Here is a 5,006-nt window from a genome sequence, read left to right as displayed (position 1 = left end):
GATGTTGAACTTCTTCTCGGCCAGGTCTATCATCGTGGAATTGGCCAGGCAGCGGAGTTTCTCCTGGGCCAGTTCCTTCTTCAGGCGCTTCAGTTCTGCTTCATGCGCCTTGCGCTCCTCGAGCAGCTGGGCGCGAAGCTCGTCGAGCGTGGTTGGCAGTTCTTCGTGTTTCATAAGCAAGGGAATTGATGAGTTGTCGGGGTGGCCGTACGCGCGGAGGTATCCGAAGAATGTCGCCACGGGAATGCCGGCATTTGCGGAAAAGGCGCGTATCGACAGGCCACTCGTGAGGTACCGACGTAATAACTCTAATTTTTCGATTTCATTGTACTGCTTCATGACTTTTTACTTTTTTTGTTTGATGTAAACTGTCAACTTATTCAGTACAAGTCAGACGTAGGGCTGGAGCCAATGCCCGACGGGCCTGCATGCAGCATTGATGGTTCCGGGTGCTGAAACAGCCATTGCACTGTAAATGAGATACGAAGAAGCATGGATATGGCAGGACAGGATAACTACTGCCGCGAATGCCTTGGGCTACACAGTGTGGGATTTAAGGTATAACGGCAAGTCCTGCAGCTTCGCACTGGAGCTGGAACAGACTCTTGGCGACGAACAAATTTCTGCCTTGTGTGCCCACATGCCGCTGCCAACCGACTATGACGGAGTAGGCGGTCACGGTTCCCGCTTCACCATTTACGGCAATCTGCCGTGAGTGGAGCCGCAGGTCAGCTTGCCGGCGAAGCTGCAATGTACGGAAATAAAAAATGGGAGTCAAGCTCCTTCTGAAGGCCTAACTCCCTTTTCATTGCATGGCGGTCATATTTCCGCTTGTTTTTGTAAACCTGTTGGTGCTGGAACCTGCCGTCCCTGCGCTCCAACTCTTCGTCCCGTGAAATCATCCTAAGGATCTTCACGGGACTATTTGATTTTGTTCGTCTTGATTTTCTCATATTTTTAATTCATAAATATGTCGTCATGTTGCCGCGCAAGTGTGCATAGGATAACAGCTGAGGCATATCCTCCACCCGGCTCACGCGCCAGTTATGGCTTGTCGTTGTTCCGCCACAGGGTTGCCTCACCGCTGCCTGCGCATCGCTGCACGGCGAAAAGCCTGATGATGGAACTTCTCTTCGGCTCTGATGATTTTGAACACCTTGCTGGCCGGAAGTACATCCATGAACTTCTGGTGATATTGCTGCTGTATCTTTTTTATCTCAATGTCGATGGCATCTTGTTTCTCTATAGCCTCTGCACTGACCTTATCATCATCGGTATTGGTGTGGCGGTATCGCCTCATCTCGCCGAAGAGCGTACGCTGCTTGCCCTGCATCTCACGATAGAGCGGGAAGAACACACTCGACTCCTGCGGCGTGAGACCTGCATGGCTGGTAATAAACTGCTCCATATCGGCCTCAAACTTCTTGGGGTCAAAGCGGCGTCGCTCCTGTGCCTGCATGCTGCAAGCAATCAATACGACCCATAAAATGACTAAAAACCTTTTCAATCTCATAGTTATTTGTGTCTTTACCAAACGTAACTCAATCCATCAGTTATCCGAAACGTAAGCATAGATGTCTATATTATCCATCATTGTGTAGTCTGCAACCACATCCAGGTTGCCGTCGTCTGCAGGCTGCAGGCTTGCAGCCACGGCCCGGGCATGGGACTCACTGTCCCCGGTATGGAGATAAACGCCCAGGCTGAACATGGCTGCCAACAGGCTGGCAGCAGCCAATACAGCCGTCCGCTTACGCTGCCAGAAGCTGGGCTGCAGCCTTACAACCTTGGTTTCGTGCTCCGGAAGTTTCGACATCAACCGGTCGGTCAAGGTATCAAAATAGCCGTCGGGAACCTTAAAGTGATTCTCGCGGCCAAAAGTACGCTCCAGATATCGTTCTTCTCTGCTCATTATAATGTTTCTTTTAGCTATTAGACGATGGCAATTACTGAAAGTTTAATTGCGGGTTTTCAAATACTCCACTATTTTTTTGACCGCCAGATGATAAGAGGCTTTCAGCGCACCTTCTGTTGTTCCGAGCATCTTACTTATCTCCGAATACTTCATTTCGTCGTAGTATCTTAACGTGAAAACGGTTCGTTGAACATCAGGTAGTTTGGCTATGGCTTCTGTCAGCAGTGCCTGCGTCTCGTCACCGTCAAAATATTCGTCGGCCAACAGCCTGCCCGCAAGGGCCAGATCGCCGTCAGCCCCAATCTTGGCTGTAGCTTTTTGGCGCCGTTGGAAGTCGAGGCTCTCGTTGATAGCAATGCGATAGAGCCACGTGGAGAACTTGGATTTGTTCTGAAAATCGTCCAAATTGTTCCATGCCTTGATGAAAGTGTTCTGCAACACGTCGTTGGCATCGTCGTGATCGATGACGATATGGCGAATCTTCCAATACAACTGCTCGCTGTATTGGTTCACTATCATCGTGAAACCCTTGCGTTGGGTCTCCGGCGACGACAGCAGTTTCAGCACTTCCTTCTCGTCATATGACATGTTCGTTCTCGTTTATCTTGTTCCTGCCACTATACTTTGCGGGCACATTATCTGTAGTTGTTCAGCTCCCGATAGATAACACTGTCGTATCCATACACGTCGGCATACTCTTGAAGTTTGTCCTCCTTGTCCGGATAAAGCGTAAAATACGTGATGAACACGGGTATTTTAGGAGTTACTTCTACCGAACCTATGAGCATGGAACGATTGAGTGTATCGGGTATTTCTTCAGCTCGCTTGCGCCGTCCGCTCACTCCCAGGGAGCTTACATCAGCGCTCATGGAGTAGCGAACCTTGTCAATCCGCTTGTCGTTCTTGTCATCGAAGAGGAACACTGCAAGGTCGAAAGGCCGCTCCACCCTGACACAGCCGTGACTGACCCCGCGTTCCTCTCTGCTGAATACGCCGCGCGAGTTGGTATCATGCAGGTAAACGGAGAAGGAATTGTCGAAGCGGAAGATGATGCGTCCCAAGGAGTTGTGCTCCCCACCCTCCTGAATTATCAGGAAGTTGTCGTCATTCAGCACGCCCCACGATATGCGTTCCGGTGGCAAGGTTTCGCCGGTTTTCCTGTTGCGTGCGAAGTAATGGTTTGACTGGAAGTAGAACGCATTGCCCGCATGGCGCATCATGCTGTTCTTGATAATGCTGCGCGGCACTATCCATTGCGGATTGATGTCCATACGCTTGATGTAACTGGTCAGCAGAGGGGTCTTAGTCTCCATGCTGCCACATCCTATACGCATTTCCAGTTCCTTATCCCCATCAATGGCCCGCAGGTGGAACGACGGAATGTTTACCAGCACATATTTGGCGTGCCCACGCGGATAATCGTGCAGCCTCCAGCGACATCGTTCCATGTTTACCAGTATTTTGGGCTTCATGTTCAGCGGTACGCTTTCGTCGTTCAGCATAGTCAGGAACCTACGATACAAAGGTGATGAAGGCTGGCATTCGTGTAAAAAGACGCCTACGCTGTCGGTTCTAATCTTGCGCAGGGCCGTGGCATAGAACAACTTGCCTCCATGTTCCATCTTGATGTCAAAGAGTCCGCGATAGCTTACGTGCAGTGAGTCTTTTTCAAGCACGTCAAGGCGATTGAAAACATAGCGCGGATTAACGAAGCCGAAGCGTTGTCCGGTCGCATAACGCAGATAAGCCTTGGTCAGATTGTATTCCAATCGCGCCAGGACTTTGTTGATTTGGTTCTCATCCCGGTCAACATCAAGAGCGCGGATGCGTTGCAGGTCAAGCTCTATCTGGCCTGCACGGAACTGCGACCTGCTAAATCCCATTCTCACTACAGTATTGAGATAAGCCAGCAGAGTGTCGGCCCGGCCATCTACACCGTGACGGTCAATCCACAGGAAGTCACCTTTCTGCAGGTAATAACTCCGTGTACGGTAGTCGGCAGTCATTGAGTCTTTGTCCTCCGAACACAACTTTCCTATTTCCTCGCGTATTCTGTGAGAATTTACCCGATAGGCTGCCGTATCCATAGAAGCAAACTGCTCCAGCGTAAGATACTTGTTGGGGTTATAAGGTTCATCCTGACATGACAGCAACGTAAGCGTCACGACGAGCGCAGATAGCCAAAAGATACCAGATAGTTTCAACGGAAATTACCTGATAGAGATTTTACGAACAACCTTTCCTACCTTTATAATGTAGCAGCCTCGCTGCAGGTTAAGGTCATAGCGCTTGTCAGCACCATCTATCTTGGCATTCATCACGCACACGCCCGTTACATTATAAATCTGCAGCATCATGCCGTTGGCATTGACGATGTGCAGCGATTGCCCCTGTATGGATATACCTATCTCGTTGAAATCGCTTTCTTCAACTTCCATTCCGTTTGCTGCTGCCATCGTGACAGCAGGAAACCCTATCAGTAAAGATGTGAAAAGAAATGCTGTAAGTATAGGTTTTCTCATACGCGTACATCACTTAATGTTGAGACAAAGATAAACAATTAATCAAACAACACAGGAACCAGGCATACAGAATATGGCGTGTATTAAGTTTATTTAACTTTGCCAGCCGCCGAAAGGTTCTCAAGTAACGTTCCCAACTGATAACAACGAGCACAATGACTGTCAATTTCTCCAAGTGTTCTCCATTTCCTGACAATGCAAAAACGCCTCTCGCCTGTTACCATGTGACCTGTACTGAATAAGTTGACAGTTTACATCAAACAAAAAAAGTAAAAAGTCATGAAACAGTACAATGAAATCGAAAAATTAGAGTTATTACGTCGGTACCTCACGAGTGGCCTGTCGATACGCGCCTTTTCCACAAGTGCCGGCATTCCCGTGGCGACATTCTTCGGATACCTCCGCGCGTACGGCCACCCCGACAACTCATCAATTCCCTTGCTTATGAAACACGAAGAACTGCCAACCACGCTCGACGAACTTCGCGCCCAGCTGCTCGAGGAGCGCAAGGCGCATGAAGCAGAACTGAAGCGCCTGAAGAAGGAACTGGCCCAGGAGAAACTCCGCTG

General features: G+C 49.4%; 9 protein-coding genes. 2 read left to right on the top strand and 7 right to left on the bottom strand.

Annotation, left to right across the window (positions count from 1 at the left end; translation table 11 throughout):
- Positions 1-339, bottom strand: a 339-nt coding sequence (locus BMW31_RS13210) for a transposase (protein ID WP_091826755.1), incomplete at its 3' end; no start/stop codon positions are given.
- 136 nt (positions 340-475) lie between these two features.
- Here BMW31_RS13210 and BMW31_RS13205 point away from each other — a divergent pair.
- Positions 476-715, top strand: coding sequence for a hypothetical protein (locus BMW31_RS13205; RefSeq protein WP_091826753.1), 240 nt, complete (start codon positions 476-478; stop codon positions 713-715).
- 13 nt (positions 716-728) lie between these two features.
- Here the strand turns inward: BMW31_RS13205 and BMW31_RS13200 are convergent, their stop codons facing one another.
- From BMW31_RS13200 to BMW31_RS13175, 6 genes are all read right to left on the bottom strand, one after another.
- The gene (locus tag BMW31_RS13200; RefSeq protein ID WP_091826751.1) at positions 729-953 is read right to left on the bottom strand and encodes a hypothetical protein; all 225 of its coding nucleotides are present in this window, start codon (positions 951-953) and stop codon (positions 729-731) included.
- Positions 954-1,078: 125 nt separating this feature from the next.
- Entirely contained in the window at positions 1,079-1,513 is a 435-nt protein-coding gene (locus BMW31_RS13195; RefSeq protein WP_091826749.1) for a hypothetical protein, read from the bottom strand.
- 36 nt (positions 1,514-1,549) lie between these two features.
- On the bottom strand, positions 1,550-1,912 hold the full coding sequence (locus tag BMW31_RS13190) for a hypothetical protein (RefSeq protein WP_091826747.1): 363 nt from the start codon (positions 1,910-1,912) through the stop codon (positions 1,550-1,552).
- Positions 1,913-1,957: 45 nt separating this feature from the next.
- A complete protein-coding gene (locus BMW31_RS13185) occupies positions 1,958-2,503 on the bottom strand; it encodes an RNA polymerase sigma factor (protein WP_091826745.1) in 546 nt (181 codons plus the stop codon).
- Positions 2,504-2,550: 47 nt separating this feature from the next.
- Complete coding sequence (locus BMW31_RS13180) at positions 2,551-4,119, bottom strand: L,D-transpeptidase family protein (RefSeq protein ID WP_317039791.1); 1,569 nt, start codon at positions 4,117-4,119, stop codon at positions 2,551-2,553.
- Between the two features lie 6 nt (positions 4,120-4,125).
- Positions 4,126-4,353, bottom strand: coding sequence for a T9SS type A sorting domain-containing protein (locus tag BMW31_RS13175; protein ID WP_410524452.1), 228 nt, complete (start codon positions 4,351-4,353; stop codon positions 4,126-4,128).
- A gap of 363 nt (positions 4,354-4,716) precedes the next feature.
- Here BMW31_RS13175 and BMW31_RS13380 point away from each other — a divergent pair.
- The coding region (locus tag BMW31_RS13380; RefSeq protein ID WP_143049215.1) for a transposase at positions 4,717-5,006 on the top strand (290 nt) is incomplete at its 3' end.

It is taken from the genome of Prevotella sp. kh1p2 (assembly GCF_900111525.1).
Taxonomy (GTDB): Bacteria; Bacteroidota; Bacteroidia; order Bacteroidales; family Bacteroidaceae; genus Prevotella.
Note: the sequence above shows the minus strand (reverse complement) of the source record. Positions and strands in the feature narration are given on the sequence as shown.

Bases quoted from the DNA above. Each gene is read 5' to 3' on its own strand.
- BMW31_RS13175 (WP_410524452.1), bottom strand. From the start codon at position 4,353: ATGGAAGTTGAAGAAAGCGATTTCAACGAGATAGGTATATCCATACAG.
- BMW31_RS13195 (WP_091826749.1), bottom strand. From the start codon at position 1,513: ATGAGATTGAAAAGGTTTTTAGTCATTTTATGGGTCGTATTGATTGCT.
- BMW31_RS13205 (WP_091826753.1), top strand. From the start codon at position 476: ATGAGATACGAAGAAGCATGGATATGGCAGGACAGGATAACTACTGCC.
- BMW31_RS13200 (WP_091826751.1), bottom strand. From the start codon at position 953: ATGAGAAAATCAAGACGAACAAAATCAAATAGTCCCGTGAAGATCCTT.
- BMW31_RS13190 (WP_091826747.1), bottom strand. From the start codon at position 1,912: ATGAGCAGAGAAGAACGATATCTGGAGCGTACTTTTGGCCGCGAGAAT.
- BMW31_RS13185 (WP_091826745.1), bottom strand. From the start codon at position 2,503: ATGTCATATGACGAGAAGGAAGTGCTGAAACTGCTGTCGTCGCCGGAG.